Origin of the sequence: Lactococcus formosensis, assembly GCF_037892375.1 — a bacterium.
GTDB lineage: Bacteria > Bacillota > Bacilli > Lactobacillales > Streptococcaceae > Lactococcus > Lactococcus formosensis.
The window spans coordinates 42,562-61,650 of the sequence record NZ_CP141721.1; the positions used below are offsets into that span (position 1 = coordinate 42,562).

17 protein-coding genes are annotated in these 19,089 nt (G+C 37.9%); 4 read left to right on the plus strand and 13 right to left on the minus strand.

The annotated features are described in order from the left end of the window. Positions 1 to 16 precede the first annotated feature (16 nt). On the minus strand, positions 17 to 1,072 hold the full coding sequence (gene queG / locus VNN39_RS00190; protein WP_213432339.1) for a tRNA epoxyqueuosine(34) reductase QueG: 1,056 nt from the start codon (positions 1,070 to 1,072) through the stop codon (positions 17 to 19). Positions 1,073 to 1,175: 103 nt separating this feature from the next. Here queG and VNN39_RS00195 point away from each other — a divergent pair, with 103 nt between their 5' ends. From VNN39_RS00195 to VNN39_RS00210, 4 genes are all read left to right on the plus strand, one after another. Further along, positions 1,176 to 2,801 carry an Rqc2 family fibronectin-binding protein gene (locus VNN39_RS00195; RefSeq protein WP_338997655.1) on the plus strand — a complete coding sequence of 542 codons (1,626 nt, stop codon included), beginning with the start codon at positions 1,176 to 1,178 and terminating at the stop codon, positions 2,799 to 2,801. Between the two features lie 283 nt (positions 2,802 to 3,084). Next, positions 3,085 to 4,614 carry an ABC transporter ATP-binding protein gene (locus VNN39_RS00200; RefSeq protein ID WP_338997656.1) on the plus strand — a complete coding sequence of 510 codons (1,530 nt, stop codon included), beginning with the start codon at positions 3,085 to 3,087 and terminating at the stop codon, positions 4,612 to 4,614. Then, positions 4,598 to 5,668: an ABC transporter permease gene (locus VNN39_RS00205; RefSeq protein WP_165712107.1), complete on the plus strand. Its 1,071-nt coding sequence runs from the start codon at positions 4,598 to 4,600 to the stop codon at positions 5,666 to 5,668. Before VNN39_RS00200 ends, VNN39_RS00205 begins: the two co-directional genes overlap by 17 nt. Next, positions 5,668 to 6,621: an ABC transporter permease gene (locus VNN39_RS00210; protein WP_096368466.1), complete on the plus strand. Its 954-nt coding sequence runs from the start codon at positions 5,668 to 5,670 to the stop codon at positions 6,619 to 6,621. The genes VNN39_RS00205 and VNN39_RS00210 overlap by 1 nt, the downstream gene beginning before the upstream one ends. 408 nt (positions 6,622 to 7,029) lie before the next feature. On the opposite strand, the gene VNN39_RS00215 is transcribed toward VNN39_RS00210, so the two are convergent. From VNN39_RS00215 to VNN39_RS00270, 12 genes are all read right to left on the minus strand, one after another. After that, complete coding sequence (locus tag VNN39_RS00215) at positions 7,030 to 8,076, minus strand: Rgg/GadR/MutR family transcriptional regulator (RefSeq protein WP_165712108.1); 1,047 nt, start codon at positions 8,074 to 8,076, stop codon at positions 7,030 to 7,032. A gap of 101 nt (positions 8,077 to 8,177) precedes the next feature. Continuing rightward, positions 8,178 to 9,155 carry an L-lactate dehydrogenase gene (locus tag VNN39_RS00220; protein WP_338997657.1) on the minus strand — a complete coding sequence of 326 codons (978 nt, stop codon included), beginning with the start codon at positions 9,153 to 9,155 and terminating at the stop codon, positions 8,178 to 8,180. Between the two features lie 225 nt (positions 9,156 to 9,380). Next, positions 9,381 to 10,889, minus strand: a complete 1,509-nt coding sequence (pyk, locus tag VNN39_RS00225) for a pyruvate kinase (RefSeq protein ID WP_339007109.1) — start codon at positions 10,887 to 10,889, stop codon at positions 9,381 to 9,383. A gap of 109 nt (positions 10,890 to 10,998) precedes the next feature. Continuing rightward, positions 10,999 to 12,027, minus strand: a complete 1,029-nt coding sequence (gene pfkA, locus VNN39_RS00230) for a 6-phosphofructokinase (RefSeq protein ID WP_004258348.1) — start codon at positions 12,025 to 12,027, stop codon at positions 10,999 to 11,001. A gap of 244 nt (positions 12,028 to 12,271) precedes the next feature. Then, a complete protein-coding gene (nagA, locus tag VNN39_RS00235) occupies positions 12,272 to 13,423 on the minus strand; it encodes an N-acetylglucosamine-6-phosphate deacetylase (RefSeq protein ID WP_339007110.1) in 1,152 nt (383 codons plus the stop codon). A 95-nt stretch (positions 13,424 to 13,518) separates the two neighbouring features. Next, positions 13,519 to 14,691, minus strand: a complete 1,173-nt coding sequence (locus VNN39_RS00240; protein WP_017369084.1) for a toxic anion resistance protein — start codon at positions 14,689 to 14,691, stop codon at positions 13,519 to 13,521. 9 nt (positions 14,692 to 14,700) lie between these two features. Beyond that, positions 14,701 to 15,279: a 5-bromo-4-chloroindolyl phosphate hydrolysis family protein gene (locus VNN39_RS00245; RefSeq protein WP_165713281.1), complete on the minus strand. Its 579-nt coding sequence runs from the start codon at positions 15,277 to 15,279 to the stop codon at positions 14,701 to 14,703. Between the two features lie 296 nt (positions 15,280 to 15,575). Continuing rightward, positions 15,576 to 16,691 carry a hypothetical protein gene (locus VNN39_RS00250; RefSeq protein WP_213497196.1) on the minus strand — a complete coding sequence of 372 codons (1,116 nt, stop codon included), beginning with the start codon at positions 16,689 to 16,691 and terminating at the stop codon, positions 15,576 to 15,578. 579 nt (positions 16,692 to 17,270) lie between these two features. Then, positions 17,271 to 17,663: a hypothetical protein gene (locus VNN39_RS00255; protein WP_096368472.1), complete on the minus strand. Its 393-nt coding sequence runs from the start codon at positions 17,661 to 17,663 to the stop codon at positions 17,271 to 17,273. Positions 17,664 to 17,713: 50 nt separating this feature from the next. Continuing rightward, positions 17,714 to 18,085 carry a hypothetical protein gene (locus VNN39_RS00260; RefSeq protein ID WP_017369079.1) on the minus strand — a complete coding sequence of 124 codons (372 nt, stop codon included), beginning with the start codon at positions 18,083 to 18,085 and terminating at the stop codon, positions 17,714 to 17,716. Between the two features lie 141 nt (positions 18,086 to 18,226). Next, on the minus strand, positions 18,227 to 18,418 hold the full coding sequence (locus VNN39_RS00265; protein WP_338997660.1) for a hypothetical protein: 192 nt from the start codon (positions 18,416 to 18,418) through the stop codon (positions 18,227 to 18,229). A gap of 174 nt (positions 18,419 to 18,592) precedes the next feature. Continuing rightward, on the minus strand, positions 18,593 to 18,961 hold the full coding sequence (locus tag VNN39_RS00270) for a TIGR02328 family protein (protein ID WP_017369077.1): 369 nt from the start codon (positions 18,959 to 18,961) through the stop codon (positions 18,593 to 18,595). Between the last annotated feature and the right edge of the window lie 128 nt (positions 18,962 to 19,089).

Consider the following 19,089-nt stretch of genomic DNA (forward strand, 5'->3'; position numbering starts at 1 on the left):
AGCAGCTCCAAGGCTCCTATCTTTTTCGTGGTCGCATACGATGCTTATTTTCAAGTTTTTCAATCGCCCATTCTGCGGCATCCACCATGTAATCCCTAACATCATTTTCCGCAATCTCATGCAATTTGGGTAGAGCTGTACGATCATTCGCATTACCCAGCGCATAGACGGCATTACGTTGGATAGGATTCTTGCCTCGCCAGCTTCCTGCCATATTGCCAAATTTATTCGCAAACTCCTTGTTAGATAAATCCAAAAGTGGGAGCAGCTCTGGGTTTGTTAAGTCTGGATCTGGCTCCATTTCAGGATGGAAATGGCTGTTTATTCCCTTATTATAGGGACAAACCACTTGGCAAATATCACAGCCATAAATTACTGTTTTAATTTTTTCACGGTACTCTTCTGGCATTGCCCCACGTGTTTGGGTTTGATAGGATAAGCAGCGCTGTGCATTTAAGCGCCCATCCCCTAAAAGAGCCTTCGTCGGACAAAAATCAACACAGCGTGTGCATGAGCCACAGCCATAATCGACAGGCTGATCTTCTTCAATATCTAAATTGGTCACCAGTTCTCCCAAAAACATCCAGGAACCATACTCCTTGCTGACAAGTAAACCATTTTTCCCCACAAATCCCAAACCTGCACGCGCAGCGACAGCGACATCCACAAGTGCCCCTGTATCAACCATGGCTGTATAGTTAAAGCTTCCCGCTATTTTTTCTATTCCTTCCGCAAGTTCTTTTAACTTTCGTCGAAGCACGTGGTGATAATCTTCGCCCCAACTTCCTCGGGAGAAGGAACCTCGACGATACTCTGTTTTTTCTGGTTTTCCTTCTGCCTTATTTGGGTAGGCTATACCGATGGATATGATTGTTTTTGCATCCTCGAGAGACAACTTTGGTTGTAAACGCTCGTCGAGATTTTTATGCTCAAAGCCAGAAGTATGTCCTGCTTCTTTCTGTTCAATCAAAGAGGCACGGAGGTATTCGAAATCATCTGCTTTTGTAAATCCAATTTTTTGAATATTGAGGTCTGCCGCAAGCTTTTGTATCTCTTCTTTTAAACTTTTCATCTGTTAAACCTTTCTTTATAGACATCTTAACATAATTTTTACCAACAGCCCTCATAATTATGTTAAAATAAGCATTAGATTATTAAGAAACACGGGGTAAAATATGGCTTTCGACGGTATTTTTTTACATCATATGACAGCTGAAATTTCTGACATCCTTAAAGGAGGACGAATTCAAAAAATTAATCAGCCTTTTGAACAAGAACTTCTTTTAACGGTTCGTTCAGGAAGAACATCACACAAATTATTATTATCTGCTCATCCAACTTTCGGCAGAATCCAAATCACTAAGACCGACTTCCAAAATCCTCAAAATCCCAATAATTTTGTCATGATTTTACGCAAGTATCTCTCTGGTGCTTTTATTGAAGAAATCGAGCAAGTAGGCAATGACCGCCAATTAATTTTCCATATCTCAACCAAAGATGAAATTGGTAACGCCATGAAGATTGCGCTAGTTGCCGAAATCATGGGGAAACACAGTAACATTATCCTTATGGATAAAAGCAGCAATAAAATCATCGAAACCATTAAACACGTGGGATTTTCACAAAATCAGTACCGTACCCTTCTTCCGGGTTCGACTTATATTGCACCGCCAGCAAGCGATAAAGTGGACCCTTTTGTGGCTTCTGACGAGAAGATTTTTGAAGCGCTCCAGACACACACTCTGCAGTCAACCTTTCAAGGTATCGGGCGTGATAGCCTGCAAGCTTTAGAGAACTTGACACTTCCGGAATTCAAGGAAAAATTGCATAAAGTTCTTCCTTCAATCTATCCTAATGATAAATTTTCGGCCATTCAACTCGGGGAAGACTATCAAGAATTTCCCAGCTTATCTGAAATGTTAGATGTTTATTATGCAGACAAAGCCGAACGTGATCGTGTAAAACAGGTTGCCAGCGAAGTGATCAAAAAGGTTCAAAATGAACTCAAAAAAAATCGCGACAAGCTCAAAAAACAGGAAGCGGAGTTACGCGCGACAGAAAATGCTGAAATTTTTCGCCAAAAAGGGGAGCTACTTACGACTTTCCTCCATCAAGTTCCCAACGATAAACCTGAGGTGACCTTAGATAACTATTATACCAATGAGCCAATCACGATTAGCTTAAATCTTGCACTCACTCCTTCACAAAATGCCCAACGCTACTTCCACCGTTACCAAAAATTAAAACAGGCGGTGAAGTTCCTTGGTGATCAAATAGAGAATACCAAACAGACAATTTCTTACTTAGAGTCCGTTGAAGCAAACCTTACACATGCTGATGTTGTTGAAATTGCTGATATCCGTGAAGAACTAATACAAACAGGTTTTGTTAAAGCCAAATATCGTAACAATAAAAAGCAAAAAATGTTGCCACCAGAAAAGTATCAAGCTGAAGATGGAACCATTATTCTTGTTGGTAAAAATAACCTTCAAAATGAGCAAGTCAGTTTTAAACTCAGCCGTAAGGGTAACCTCTGGTTCCATGTGAAAGATATTCCTGGTTCCCACGTCTTAATTACTGGCAATGCAAATCCTTCAGATGAAACAATCACTTTTGCTGGAGAACTCGCTGCTTATTTTTCGAAAGCCCGTTATTCTAACTTAGTGCAGGTCGATATGATCGATGTTAAGAAACTTCATAAGCCAACAGGAACTCCTCCAGGATTTGTGACTTATACCGGACAAAAAACTATTCGTGTTACACCGGATGAAACCGTCATTAAAAATGCAAAAATAAAATAAAAAAAAAGTTCACATATAATTTTCGTGAACTTTTTAGTTTATCAAAGTCCAGTTAAAATTTCTATGTAAAAATTGTCTAAAACCCTTTAAAACACTGAAAACTTTAACAATATATGAAAACGCTTCATTTTTAGGTATAGAAAGTTCTTTATTAAAGCCCTAATATTTGTTATAATAAAATGTAATTATTTTGTCTAAAGTGTAGATATATTAGGGCTTCCCAGTAGGTCTTTCTTTTTTAACTTTAGGCATTATGTCATAAATTTTTTTAGAAGGAGCCGCCATGGCCAACGAAAATGTTATCCAAATGATCAACGTTACCAAAAAGTTTGGTGACTTTGTCGCAAATGACAAGATCAACTTGGAGCTGAAAAAAGGTGAAATTCACGCCTTGCTCGGTGAAAATGGTGCCGGTAAATCAACTCTGATGAACATGCTCTCTGGTCTTCTGGAACCTACAGAAGGCGAGATTCATGTTAACGGCAAACTCGAGCAAATAGACTCTCCAACAAAAGCTTCTCAGCTTGGTATCGGTATGGTTTACCAGCATTTCATGCTGATCGATGCCTTTACTGTTACTGAAAATATCATGCTCGGCAGTGAAGTAACGAAAGGCTTAAGCCTTGACCTTAAAACAGCTCGAAATAAAATCGTGGAATTGTCAAAACGTTATGGACTTTCCGTCGAACCCGATGCACTTGTTCGCGATATCTCTGTTGGACAACAGCAACGTGTCGAAATTTTGAAGACACTTTATCGTGGAGCAGATATCTTAATTTTTGATGAACCTACAGCTGTGTTGACTCCCTCTGAAATCACTGAGCTCATGGAAATCATGCGCAACTTGGTTAAAGAAGGCAAGTCCATTATCCTTATCACACACAAGCTTGATGAAATCCGTGCCGTAGCCGATCGTATCACAGTTATTCGCCGCGGTGTTTCTATTGAAACAGTCGAACTTGGTGATAAGTCAAATAAAGAACTGGCTGAAATGATGGTTGGGCGTTCCGTATCCTTCAAAACGGAAAAGGAAGCTGCTCAACCGCAGGAAGTCGTTCTCTGTATTGATAATATTTCTGTTAAAGAAAAACGTGGTTCCTTCGCTGTAAAAGGCCTTTCTTTAGATGTACGTGCAGGAGAGATTGTAGGTCTTGCCGGTATTGATGGTAATGGTCAAACAGAATTGATTAAAGCCATTACTGGTTTGATGAAGATTGATTCTGGTTCGGTTAAACTCAAAGGAAAAGACATCACTACCCACAAACCTCGTAAGATTATAGAAGACTCTGTAGGTCACGTCCCAGAGGACCGTCACCGTGATGGTGCAGTACTCGAGATGACTGTGGCTGAGAATATTGCGCTTCAAACCTACTACAAAGCACCATTAAGTAAGTATGGTTTCTTAGACTACAATAAAATCAATGCCAAAGCCCGTGAACTTATGGAAGAGTTCGACGTCCGTGGTGCTGGCGAACAAATTCCTTTCAAATCACTTTCAGGTGGGAACCAGCAAAAAGCTGTGATTGCACGTGAAGTCGATCGTAACCCCGACTTGCTTATTGTTGCTCAACCTACACGTGGGCTTGATGTCGGTGCCATTGAGTATATCCACAAGCGCTTGATTCAAGCACGTGATGAAGGAAAAGCTGTACTCGTTGTATCTTTTGAATTAGATGAAATTCTGAATGTTTCGGACCGTATCGCTGTTATTCATGACGGACAAATTCAAGGAATTGTCAGTCCTGAAACGACAAGCAAACAAGAACTTGGAATTCTCATGGTCGGAGGTAATATCAATGAACAGCAAAACTAAAAAAATCCTTGTACCTATTATCGCCGTACTTTCTGGTTTCTTAATTGGTGCAATCATTATGCTCATCTTCGGCTTTAATCCTATCTATGGTTACGAAGATTTAATTATCGGTGCCTTTGGTACACCACGTGCCATTGGTGAAACACTTCAAACAATGGGTCCTTTGATTCTTTGTGCCTTAGGTTTCTCTGTTGGTATGAAGGCCGGTCTCTTTAATATCGGTATGTCAGGTCAGGCTCTTGCCGGCTGGATTACGTCTATGTGGTTTGCCCTCAGTTTCCCTGGAATCCCTAAACCGATTATGATTCCGTTAGTGATAATTATTGGTATGCTCTTTGGAGCCCTCATGGGTGCAATTCCTGGTATCTTACGTGCTTTCTTAGGTACTTCGGAAGTTATCACTACAATCATGCTTAACTATGTCATCCTCTTTATGTCAACCTTCTTGATTCATGATGTCTTTAGTTCAAAAATCATGATGCCAAACTCAACTGACCAAACAAAGTTGATTAGTGCAAATGCTTCCTTCCGTACAGGCTGGTTGTCAGATTTGACTAATAATTCAACCTTGAATATTGGACTTTTTATCGCTTTAATCGTTCTTGTCATTATGGCTATTGTTCTTTCTAAGACAACACTTGGTTTTGAAATCAAGTCTGTCGGTTTAAATCCAGATGCGTCTGAGTATGCAGGGATTTCAGCAAAACGTACAATTATCATGTCAATGCTAGTTGCCGGAGCTCTTTCGGGGCTTGGAGGTGTTGTCTATGGTTTTGGATACATGCAAAACTTCGTTACACAATCCGCAACACTAGATATTGGTTTCAATGGTATGGCTGTTGCCCTCTTGGGTGAAACAAATCCTGTCGGTATCTTGTTTGCTGCCTTCTTGTTCTCAATGCTTCAAACTGGTTCAGGTAATATGAGTAATATCGATAATATCCCGCCGCAAATTGTACAGATTGTCACAGCTACAATCATCTTCTTTATTGCCGTAAAATATATTATCGAAAAAGTTCTCCCAAATATTAAGAAGAAAGGAGAAAAAGCATAATGAATATTGTAGATACATTGCAAATTATTGTTGCAAATATGCTTATTTACTCAACACCTTTAATCTTCACAAGTATCGGTGGAGTGTTCTCTGAACGTGGTGGTATCGTCAACGTTGGTCTAGAAGGTATTATGACAATGGGGGCTTTCAGTTCCGTTGTCTTTAACCTTACTTTCACTGAGACGTTTGGTGGAATGACCCCTTGGCTCTCTATCCTCTTTGGTGCATTTATCGGTGGGGTCTTCTCCCTAATCCATGCGGTAGCAACTATTAACTTCCGTGCCGATCATATCGTCTCAGGTACTGTTCTTAACTTAATGGCTCCTGCGCTTGGTGTCTTCTTGATTCAAACGTTTTATAATGCCGGTCAAGTAAACATCACTAACCAAATCGGATATTGGAACTTCCCAGTCCTCTCAAAAATCCCTGTGATTGGAAAAATCTTCTTCTCACAAACTTCACTACCAGGTTTTCTAGCAATTCTCGTTGCTTTCCTCTCTTGGTATCTTCTCTTTAAAACGAAATTCGGACTTCGTCTTCGCTCTGTAGGTGAAAATCCTCAGGCAGCAGATACTCTTGGTATCAATGTTTACCTTATGCGTTATGCTGGGGTTGTCATCTCTGGTATCCTTGGAGGTATTGGTGGTGCAATTTACGCACAATCAATCTCAGGTAACTTCTCTGTAGCTACAATCGCTGGACAAGGTTTCATCTCATTGGCTGCTATGATCTTTGGTAAATGGAATCCTGTTGGAGCGATGCTTGCTTCCCTCCTTTTCGGACTTTCAACCTCACTCGCTGTTGTAGGTGGACAAATTCCCGTTATTAAAGAAATTCCATCTGCTTTCCTCCAAATGGCACCATACGTAGTAACAATCATCGTTCTTGCGGCCTTTCTTGGAAAAGCTGTTGCACCTAAAGCTGACGGTGTTAACTATATCAAAACAAAATAAAATAAAAAGCATTTCAAGTTGAAATGCTTTTTATATTTTAAGAGCATACAAAATCATTTATTACAATATGTTGATAATTACTTGTTTATTTTCATAATAAGCTTTTTAAGAAAATAAACAAGTACGATAATTAAAACTATGAGTGCTATTAAAACTATACTGACAAAAATCACTTCTTACATACCTCCATCCTATTAGAATTATACAGTCTACATCAAATACCTCTTGTCTAATCGACGACATTATGCCTTGGAACATTAATCCAAAATATGCTACTCTTTCCACTATAATCAAATTTAACATTTTCGAGGAGGACACTCTTATTAATTTGTCTTTGATAGTAAGTAACACTCAAGCTGTAGAAATTTCTGTAAATATAAAGCACCTCATGTCTTTGATAAGATAACTTTAGTTAGATATGTCCCCCCTTATATAGCTTTCATAATTTTTATGATACCAGTTTTTCATTAGTCCATCATACATATAGGAAGCTTTACAAATAGACTTCATTGTTGTTTTGTACTGTCCTTTTCCAGTTTGTTTGTATTTAAATAAGCTTTCGACAAAAAGGTAAGCCATTTTTGCAAGATCATCTGTTTCTTGAACAAACTCTCTGGCAAATGCCAAGAAATATTCTGCTTCAAGAAGACTATTTCCCGTTAGTCTTAAGAGCGTTATTTCAAGCCCCGCCAAGACTAAACGTCTAGGATAAGTATTTTTTTCCTTAAAAAGCGTTTTAGAATATAGCAAATTTTCGCAAACTAACTTTAAGTGATCTGAACTTAGAAACTTAGCACTGTATTGAAAAATAAAGAGTTCTCGAGTAGTCCAGTATTCTCTTGTGATAAAATATTTTTTAATTGCTATTCTCTCTTGGTCAGAAATGTTGTCCACCATTCCTTTGAGGCAAAGTGATAGAAAAAAGTGTTCATTACACTCAGCAAGGCCCTCATACAAACTCTTCAGTTTCGGCGTATCACCTCTGTAATAAGCAAGATCTACCTGCTTCCAAAGAAACTCTATAGGGCTTTCACTCCCTTTATCGAGGAGAGAACAATAATCTTCAAGGCTTATGTTCATCTCCATAAGTATGGCATACAGTTTATCAAACTCAAACATAATTAGCCCCGATTCAAAAAGTTTCATTTGTTCTTCAGAAACAGAAAGGTGCGCAAAGGCTTCTCGTGAGAAACCACTTTGTTTTCTGATTTGTGTAAATATTTTTCCATATCTAGCATATATTTTCTCTTTGTGTATCACATGATAAAAATCAATAATATTTAAGTTCAATCTTTCCAATAAAGCCTCTAGTTTAGCTATAGGAAAAACAGTCTCTCCTCGTTCATAACGCGACAAACTTCTCCGAGGTACGATATCCTCAAAATCCTTGAGTGATAGTTTCCTTCTTTGCCTTATTTTTTGAAAAACTTTACCATAATGCACTTTTTTAGCCATATCATATCTCTTTCTCCAACTTTTCGTTCTTACTATTTAATACGAAAAAATTTTGAAAGCTTCACACAAAAAAACACCTAAATTTAGGTGTTTTTTTATTCTTAGTTTTTAGATGCTGAAGCAAACTCTTCTTTTGAGAATGCTTCATCAAGAATAGTTTTAAGTTGTTTAGCTGAAGCTTGCATTTTTTGCAATTCAGCGTCGTTCAATGGAATGTTGACTGGACGAACGATACCTTTATCACCAACGATAGCTGGTTGACCGATGTAAAGTCCTTCAACGCCTTCGTATTGACCTTCTTGGAAAGTTGAAAGTGGCAATACAGCATTTTCGTTGTCAAGGATAGCTTTTGTGATACGTGCAAGAGCTACAGCGATACCATAGAATGTCGCACCTTTTTTCTCGATGATAGAGTAAGCAGCGTCACGAACTGATTCAAAAAGCTCCACCAATTCTTCTTCTTTAACGCCTTGAGTATCTTTGAGGAATTCTTCAAGGTTAACACCCGCAACGTTAGCGTGTGACCATACAGCAAACTCAGAGTCCCCGTGTTTACCCATGATATAAGCGTGAACTGAACGAGCATCAATATCAAGTTTTTCAGCCAATGCTTGACGGAAACGTGCTGAGTCAAGTGATGTACCAGAACCGATAACACGTTCTTTAGGGAAACCAGAGAATTTCCAAGTTGCATATGTCAAAATATCAACTGGGTTAGCAGCAACAAGGAAGATACCATCGAAACCAGATGCTACAATTTCAGTAACAACTTGTTTAGTGATACGCAAGTTTTTCTCTACAAGGTCCAAACGAGTTTCACCTGGTTTTTGTGGTGCACCTGAAGTCAACACAACCAAGTCAGCATCATGAGCGTCAGAGTAATCTGCTGAATAGATTTTCTTAGGAGATGTGAACGCAAGAGCGTGTGAAAGGTCTTCTGCATCACCTTGAGTTTTTTCTTTGAAAATATCTACGATACCCAATTCTTGGGCGATTCCTTGGTTTACAAGTGAGAAAGCATAGCTTGAACCTACGGCACCATCACCAACGAGGATAACTTTTTTATGTTGTTTAGTCATAATTGTTCATTCCTTTCCTGAATGCAATAATAATGTTTACTTTATTATTATAGCATTTTTTCACATTCTTGTCACATTGGAAAGTGATTTATATCACATTATAACGCTTACATTTAAAGCTGAATACGTTTATATTTCTTGGACTTTGAACAAAGAAAATTAATATAAAAAAGACACCCCATTGAGGTATCTTTTATGCTGAGCAAAACGCTCTGAAGCTTTTTATTATTTGATTGTACGGATACGCATTGTGTTTGTACGTCCTGAACCAACTGGAACACCAGCAACGATAACGATGTTATCACCTGATTCAACAAGACCTGAAGCCAAGGCAGCTTTTTCAGCTACTTCGAACATATCGTCTGTTGAAGCTGGTTTGTCCATGAGCATTGGGATAACACCCCAGTTGATCATCAATCCGCGTTCAACTTTTTCATCGAAAGTGATTGCCAAGATGTCAGCTTCTGGACGGTATTTAGAGATCAAACGTGCAGTTGCTCCTGACTCAGTCAAAGCAACGATAAGTTTAACTTCCATTGATTCTGCAGCGTTTTTAACTGCTGATGCTACAACTTCTGTTACTGAATCTTTATCGAAGTTTTCTGGGTAAAGACGTCCGTATTCTTTCAACAATGTTTGCGCGTTTTTGTTAACTGTAGCCATTGTACGAACTGATTCGCGTGGGTATTTACCGTTAGCTGATTCACCTGAAAGCATAGTTGCATCAGTACCATCGATAACAGCGTTAAAGACGTCAGAGATCTCAGAACGTGTTGCACGTGGTTTTTCAGTCATAGACTCAAGCATGTTTGTTGCTGTAACAACGATTTTACCTGCTTGGTTAACTTTACGGATGATTTCTTTTTGGAAAACTGGAACCATTTCAAATGGTACTTCGATACCCATGTTACCACGAGCGATCATGATACCGTCAGCTGTATCGATGATTTCATCAAGGTTATCAATACCTTGTTGGTTTTCGATTTTAGCCAAAAGTTGAACGTGTGTATTACCAGTTTCTTCAAGGATAGCACGAACTTCGTTAACGTCTTTAGCAGTACGTACGAATGAGATTGCGATGAAGTTCAAACCATTTGGTTGTGAAAGTCCAAAACGGATATCGTCGTTGTCACGTTCTGCAAGAGCTGGGAAAGGAATAGTAGTGTTAGGGATGTTAACACCTTTTTGTTTACCGATAGCACCGTCATTTTGTGCAACTACGTCGAATTCACGTGCTTCAACGTCTTTAGCAGCTACTGTAAGACCCAATTTACCATCATCGATAAGGATAGTTTGACCAACTTCAACATCATCAAAGATATCAAGCCCACCAGCAACGTTCAAGGCAATGTTATCACGAGTTGATTTCAAACCTTGTTTTGTAGAAACACGGAATTGATCACCAGTAACATATTTATATTCGTCTGCACCATCTTCGTACACTTCTGTACGCATTTCTGGACCTTTAGTGTCAAGCAAGAAACCAACTTTACGGCCAGCAATTTCTTCAGCACGAAGTACTGTTGCCATACGAGCAGCTTGTTCAGCGTGGTCACCGTGAGAGAAGTTAAAACGGAAAACGTCAGCACCTTCTTTGATCAAATCAGCAATGGTTTGTGCTGATGTTTCAACATCAAGCTCTTCTCCCCAGTATCCTTTTTCTCCGAATTTTTTACCACCACGAGTTTCTACTGCAGGGCCAAGTGTTGAGACGATTTTTACACGTTTGTTCATTTTGAGTAATTCTCCTATTTTTATAAATGTACTCATTATTTAGTCAATGTGAGCATTCAGTGTTTTAACTTCACTCTGACATCAACCAAATAAGATTACTAATAATAACTTAATTAAATTTGATGTCAAGGTTGTTTAAATCAGCATTTAAACGATAGAGTTCCAATCCTGCTTTATGCGGATTGTTGACAACGATTTTACCTTCATCTGTCAGACTGAAAAGTGCATTTTCTTCTGCAGTACCAAGGATTGGGCTTTCAACAAGTTGTTCGTTACGGACACCGACAGCTACACCGCCAATACCATCACGAAGCAATTCTACTGCACGAGCACCCATGCGTGATGCAAGAACGCGGTCACGCGCTGTAGGTGATCCACCACGTTGGATATGACCAAGAACAGAGACACGAAGGTCAGAATCATCACCAGCAGCTTTAAGCTTCATGGCAAATTCTTCACCTGACATAACGCCTTCAGCAACTACGATGATGTGGTGATTTTTACCTTTAGCATAACCTGACTTGATATTACGTACGATACTTTCAAATTTGAATTCTTTTTCAGGAATTGCAATATCATCAGCACCTGCGGCGATACCAGACCAAAGTGCGATATCTCCAGCATTACGTCCCATAACTTCAACAACGAATGTACGGTGGTGAGATGATGATGTATCACGAATCTTATCAATAGCGTCCACAACTGTAGATACAGCTGTATCGAAACCAATTGTAAAATCTGTACCAACGATGTCGTTATCAATAGTACCTGGAAGTCCTACTGCTGGGAAGCCATGTTCAGTCAAGCGCATTGCACCATGATAAGAACCATCACCACCAATAACGACAACACCTTCGATGCCGTGTTTTTTAAGTTGCTCGATACCCGCAAGCTGCCCTTCAAGTTGAGCAAACTCTGGGAAACGTGCTGAATACAAGAATGTACCGCCACGTCCAACTTTATCACCAACACTTGCAGATGTTAGTGGGAAAATATCGCCCGCTACCATCCCTGCATATCCGTGGTTGATACCGTAAACTTCGATACCTTCAGAAATCGCTTTACGAACAACAGCACGAATAGCTGCGTTCATACCTGGTGCATCACCACCAGAAGTCAAAACTGCAATGCGTTTCATTAAAGTTTTTTCCTCCATCATATCTGATACTTATATTTGCGACTGCAAATTTAAAGTTCAATTTTTATTTCATTGTTTATTATATCACGATAGGAAAAAAAAATCTCATAAAAACGCTATGATAGCGTTTTTATTTACGGTTTTTCAAATGTAATGGTTTTCAGATTACAAAAAGATTATTACTGTCTAAAACTCTTTTTTGTATCTTAAAGTTATAAAAACAGTTCCTTTACGGAACTGTTTATTAGGCTTGATAACGTTTTTCACCATCAAGATAAGTTGCCACAAGCTCAAGATGTTCATCAAGAACGATAAAGTCTGCATCTAATCCTTCTTTAATTTGACCACAGACATCATCAATCTTCGTAGATTTAGCAGCATTCAAAGAAGCCATTTTTACAGCTTCAGCTGGTGTTGCAATTTGCCAATCTACAACGTTTTTCACTGCATCTTTAAGTAAAAGGATTGATCCAGCAAGATTGCCGCCTTCTTTCAAACGTGCTGCACCGTCTTTGACGATTACTGGGAATTCACCAAGATAATATTGGCCGTCGCTTAAGCCAGCAGCGCGCATTGAGTCTGTAATTAATACAACATGGTCTGTACCTTTTTCACGCATCAAAATTTGACATGCTTCTGGACGTACGTGGAAGCCGTCACAAATCAATTCTGCATAAGTATTTGGTAAGTTGAATACTGCACCAACCATACCTGGTTCACGATGATTAAGTCCACGCATCCCATTAAACGCATGTACCCACATTGAAGCACCTGCTTGAACAGCTGCTACTGCATCTGCATAAGTTGCATTTGAGTGACCAAGAGCGATTGTAAAGCCGTGTTCCACCGCTTCTTTAACAAAATCAGTTGAGCCTTCACGTTCTGGCGCAATACCAATTTTGATTGGCAAACCTTTTGCAGCTTTCCCATATTCAGCAAGTTCGCTATATGAAGGATCGCGCATGTATTTAGGGTTTTGAGCACCTTTGAATTCTTCTGTGAAGTAAGGACCTTCAAAGAAAAGTCCACGGATTTTAGCTCCAGCTGCTTTATCCACATTTGAACCAATTTCGTCAGCGACTTCCAACAATTCTTCATGACTTGCAGTCACAGCTGTTGGGAAGAAACTTGTAACACCTGCTGCTAAAAGTCCTTCACTCATTGTTTGGACGATGCCTTCGATTTTACGGTCATTGGTATCTGCTCCACCAAAACCGTGAATGTGTGTGTCTACCAAACCAGGAGCGATGGATTGACCTGAGTAATCCAAAACCTCAGCTCCAGCTGGCGCTTCTGCCATCCAGCTTCCAAATTTACCGTCTGTGATTTGCAGGAAACCACCTGTTTTCACTTCATAAGGATAGAAAAATTTGTCTGCTTTAATATAGTAAGTCATAAAAGGGTTCCTCCGATACTTTGTATTCTCCAACATTTTAACACTCGGTACTAAAAAAGTCAAGAATTGGTATATATCAATGCTTGACTTTTTGCTTATTTTTTATTGGAAAGTTCGAGCAATTTTTGCTTAATTTCATCTTCCATTTTGACCAACTCTTGCTCCGTTTGCTGACGTTTTTGACGTCCGTCAGATTGGATACGCATCGTTTCTTGAATTGTATCGATAAGGTTTTGTTGTGTAACTTTCAATGTCTCTACATCAATAAGTCCACGTTCATTTTCTTCAGCTGCTTCAATCGTTGAAGATTTAAGCATTTCAGAATTCTTACGCAAAAGATCATTCGTTGTTTCTGAAACAATACGTTGACTCGCTAAAGCATCTTTTTGTTTCAAGAGAGTCAAAGCAATAGCGACTTGATTTTTCCACAAGGGAATGGCTGTATTGATTGATGTTTGAATTTTTTCTGCAAGCTCTTGGTTTGTATTTTGAATCAAACGAATCTGTGGGGCTTGCTGAATCGTTAATTGCCGCGCCAAACGTAAGTCGTGCGCTCGTTTATCTAAACGATTTTTATAGGCTTCAAGATCACTGACCTTTTGAACAGCTAAAGCTCCGTCATCACCAGCGCCTTGTGCTTCTTGTCGAGCTGCAGGAAGGATTTCTTGTTCCAATTCTTCAATCTTAAACTCTGCGCCTGCAATGTAGACATTAAGAGCTTTGAAATAGTTGAGATTCTCGTCATAAAGCTTGTCAAGCATCTCATTGTCTTGAAGAAGGCCCTGTTGTTCATTGTTGAGTTTTGCCGAAATCTTATCAATTCCAGCTCCGATTTTTTGATATTTTTGAGTGACTTCAAAGATTGATTTTTTAACCTTACCAAACATTTTTTGGAAGACACTTTTATTTTCAGCAACAAGTTCATTTGGATTTGCTTGTTGGAGATTGTACATCAAATCAGTCAATGAACCACCAACATCTCCTAAATCTTGTGCCTGCACTTTATCCAAAACACTTTGTGAAAAAGCAGATATTTTATCTTGTGCATTTGCACCATAAGCAATCACTGACTGCGAACTATTCTCATCAAGTTGTTTGGCTAGTTCTTTCGCCTTTTCACGTTCTTCTGGGCTTAGTGCATCTATCGCACGCAAGGATGCTCTTTGATGCATATCGACAAGCTCTGTCTTTTGGGTTTCTGAAAGTGCTTCTGCCTCTTTCACGACCTTGTCATCATTTATTAATTCATCTAAAATAGGATTTTCCATTCTCACTCCTTAGTCAAACTTTACTTCGTGCTTAATAACATTAACATCATCCATCAAAATTTCATGATAGTTTTTAGAGATGTTCATTGCCAATGTTTTGATCAGAAGCAACGTTTCATCCATATCACGACTAACTTCTTCAGATTTGACAGATTGCTTTTGCATTTCCAGATATTTCTCTGTCAATTTCACCATATTTGGTAGGTCTTTATAGAGAAAATCATTCTGTTTTGTCAATTGCGTTGGGTTTTGCACGATATGTTTAAAGAGGAGCTTACTTGCTTCAAGACCACCTGTTACGGATTCAACAACCTCTAACTCGTCATTTTTCTTCGTATTTGTCTCCCACTTTTCAATGTTTTCTTTAGCATCTGCTAAAGTGTCACGAAAAATTTCAATATCGCTCTCAGAAAGCCCTGCTTCTTGATAACGTTGTATATTTTCTTTACGTGGTGGTTTTTTTGCTGTTTTATTCTTTTGATTTGATTTATTTTTCATTAAGCTTATCAGCCAAAGTGCCACTAGTAGAATCAGAATTATTTGTATAAATCCATGCATTCCACCCATCATCATTCCTGTCATATGCATTTTTAGCCTCCATCCTTGTTTCCTGTTATAACAAGCTTTCTTTACTTATTTCATCAGCCAACTGGCTATACTTTAATTTTATCATATTCTGAAGGAAACTTTTCAGACTTTCGTATGATTTCTAATTTGATATAAAGATGTTCAACGTAAGCTTATACGCTCAATATTGAAGATTTTTGTATTACTTTGTTATAAAGTTTGAGTATAATATTATATAGATTGCTTTTTATGTTATTAGGGTAAACATTATATGAGAATACAGACATAGTGTTTCTTAAAAACGACTCGTACTTTTATCACTGACTTTCTTTTTTAGAGTAGATATAATCTTTAGCAGTTGGGTCTTTTGTAAAGGAAAAAACAATATTGTGACCTTCAAAATTAACTGAAGAAGCTTCAAAAACTACCGAGCCATTTTCAATTCTATATGGGATTTTGGCCATATTTCCTGGTGCATTATTTATATATCCTATCTCAATATCCGTGTCTGTTATCTTATAAGGATGATTTGCCGAATAAGCATAGTTACCCACCCCTGTTGTTTTAACAGACTCCTTGCTTTCAAAATAGTAATACTGAGTACCATCATGAGCTAAATTTTGAGGCGCACCATTTTTCATTGCTGTATCTACATCCATTCCATCGTAACTTACTAAAGAACGTCTAAACCCTTTATTAATGAGAGCTTCATAAATAATCGATTTAGGATCGGAACTTTGCAATTCCGCTGGAGTAACCACTTTTAGAGCAATATTGTCTGTCGTCTGTTTAGATATGCCGTTTTGATAATAAGTAGATAACAAAGAATTTATTTTTGCTTCTTTTTTCTGAGGTTGACCGCTCATATTGTCGATGTAATTAAAAATAACCGTATTGTTATTGATGACTACATCTAATTTATGCTGAACATTTGTATCATCATACCATTGAATATATCCATCATTCACACCAGCATTACCATTTGCGGTCATTGCTATTTTTTCTGCACTTAGAAGAGTCGTTTGTGGATTTATTCCTGCATAGGTCTGTGCTAGCAATGCTATCTGTTGGTTTAAGGAAAGACGATCCCAATCCATAAGAACTTGGCGGTCGTGCTCTGACAAGCTTGTTGACTGTGCCATTGACGTACTTGCACTCCTTAAAGTACTTTTTGATGAACCATCATTAAAAGTAGCAGTTTGATCATTTGAAGGTTTAGGATAGAAAAATATAGTTAATAATATAGCAATTATAATGGCGAGAAGTGTACCCAAAATGCTTCCCACAATAATTATTGTTCTTTTATCATTTTTACTACGTATAACTTCCTCTTTTACTAAACCTTCAGAAACAGCTTGTTGATATTCTTGTTCATTGGGTTCACGCCCATTCACATTCTTGAAAGATTTTTCCCATTCCCTTTTCTGAATCATTCCTACTCTATTTTCTCCTTTATAATTCTTTGTTTGTTATTTCTTGGGTTTATTTTTTGCTCTTCTAGGTAATGAGAAATAAAGATTAAACATTAAAACCACAGCTATTGCTAGGGATACGTATGGGTTGCTATTATAAAATATAAAATTCATTGCAATAGCGATAAGTGATAGTAATGTAATCAATAAATTCATATGTTTTTTAGTCATTTATTAGTGTTCCTTCTATTTTGTGAGCTAATCATAATACTGTGAAAAACCAGAAAGCCCGCCGGAAAGCCTTAAGAAAGAGTATCATTCGTTTCATTCTCTTTTAACATTGAAATAGCGTACTGCGCAATGCAAATAATTATTATAAACCCGATAATTTTAAGCAAAAGACTGAGTGGCGCAAATAAGTACAATAAAATTATTGCTACTATTTCGCAAATATAAATGACAATTTTCATGATTTTTTCCAATCTATTTTAATAAGTCTGAGCACCTAAAAGGTGCATTTTTTATTTTCTAACAATTATTAGGAATTGAGCTTATGTAATGTTGCATTCCTAGCCTAAATACTTAGGAAATTCTTTATATTTAAGAGATATCAAATCCATTTTTCTTAGCATTGTGATTCATTATAAGTTGTAGTAAATTTTTTAACTCAGACTCGGGCATATCATAAGGAACTTTGAGTGAGCCTTTCCCGAATTCAATATTATAGTCTGTAAAAGAAGAAAAGTCATTTTCTTCCATTCCTTGTGTTCCGTAAATACCTAACCAACCCTTATTAGCCATGAGCAAAAAGAGTTGTTGCGTTGCTTTCTTAGCCTCTTTAGGATAAAAGCCAGGCATTGCATAAGAAACACGTTCTTGCACATCAGGATAGATAGTATGAACCAACTGTCGTGTAAGTCGCATTCTAGCAAGTTTTTCTTCCTCTAAGTCCTCATCATTAAAGTAAGTTTCAAAAGGTTGGGCTTTTTTCATTTTAATTCTCTCCTCTTATATCTTCTGTTTCATAAAGAGTTGTTCGTGCTTTACTCATCCTTTGCACTCATTCCGCTTCCAATCCAAGTTAAGATTCCTCCAATAAAACCTAAAAATGGAAACAGTCCAAATATTCCCCCTAAGATAAAATAAAAACCTGCACGCTTTGTATCTTTTTCTGTAGAAGATTTACGGTCAACAACTCCCATGATAATCAAAATAATACTAATAACTACAGTTACGCCAAACATCCCTAACAATAGCTGAGGATTCCAATTCTCTGGTACGTGTCCATGAGTGCCATTAAAGTATGGATTGGTATTCCAAAAGAGTTGAAATCCAAAAAGAGACAGTACAATAACGACGCTGCCTAAAAAGGCACTCATTATTGCATTTATTAAACTCATTTTTTCATTTTCCATTTTATCTTCCTCCTTGAGCTTCTTGTTTTCTCTTTTCGCTGTAAATACTAATCTCCTGTAAAGTTTACAGTATAAATAAGTGAATCTTCTTTATAAAACTCTACTTTAGAGTCAAGATTCGCTTTTTTGACGACACATCTGTCATAATTTTTTTTCACCATAAACAGATTTTGCTAAACGTTCTAGGTCTTTGGTAGAAGCATATTTAATATTTATCATAGGAGTGCTTAAGGCCTCCCATGATAAGCTCAAACTGTCCTTATCATACTGAATCTTGGCACCTCGCATCTCTGGATCCTTAATGATAGCCGTAATATTTTGTTGACTATACATTTTAGCACTTGCTTCCGTTAATACAAAAGACCCCAACATTAATAAAAGAGGGCTGAAATAAATCAACAGTGCAGCAAGTAAAATTACCAAAAAGTGCGAACAGACACAGAGACTTTTGCCCTCGTTTTTTTATTTTTAATAATATAACTCCTAAAATTTCGATTGCTGTTACTGTTAGAGCGCAATCCTTATATTCTTAGCTTTTAAATTATTAAGGCACTCTATCAAATAATCTGCATCGTGTTCTTGATAAATTGGCTTAGTTAAAGGTACTCTCTCTAGTGACTCGTAACTTGAGCAATGATTTCCACGATACAAAGGGTTTTCCCATTCTTTAGCAGGCTTATATCCTCTTCGCTTCATCTCCTCCATTATCCATAGATGATATTGAAATAATTTATAAGGAGAATAGTGAAAAACGTAGTTTACAGTCGCGTGAGGCTTGCCCCATCCCCTGCCTCTTAAAGCGCAACACTCTCGGTGCTGCCCGAGCAATTGCATCCGTGGAAGGTGCTTTATTAAAGCTTCATGCCATAGTCTCATCTATTATCTCCTCTTCTCCTTGCTTATTATGCTTCTTGTTTCAAATCAATCATCAAGGTCGATTTATTTCCAAAGGACACTTCCAAACAACCAAATTTCATAGCGGATTTCAGGAAGTTTTTGACTAA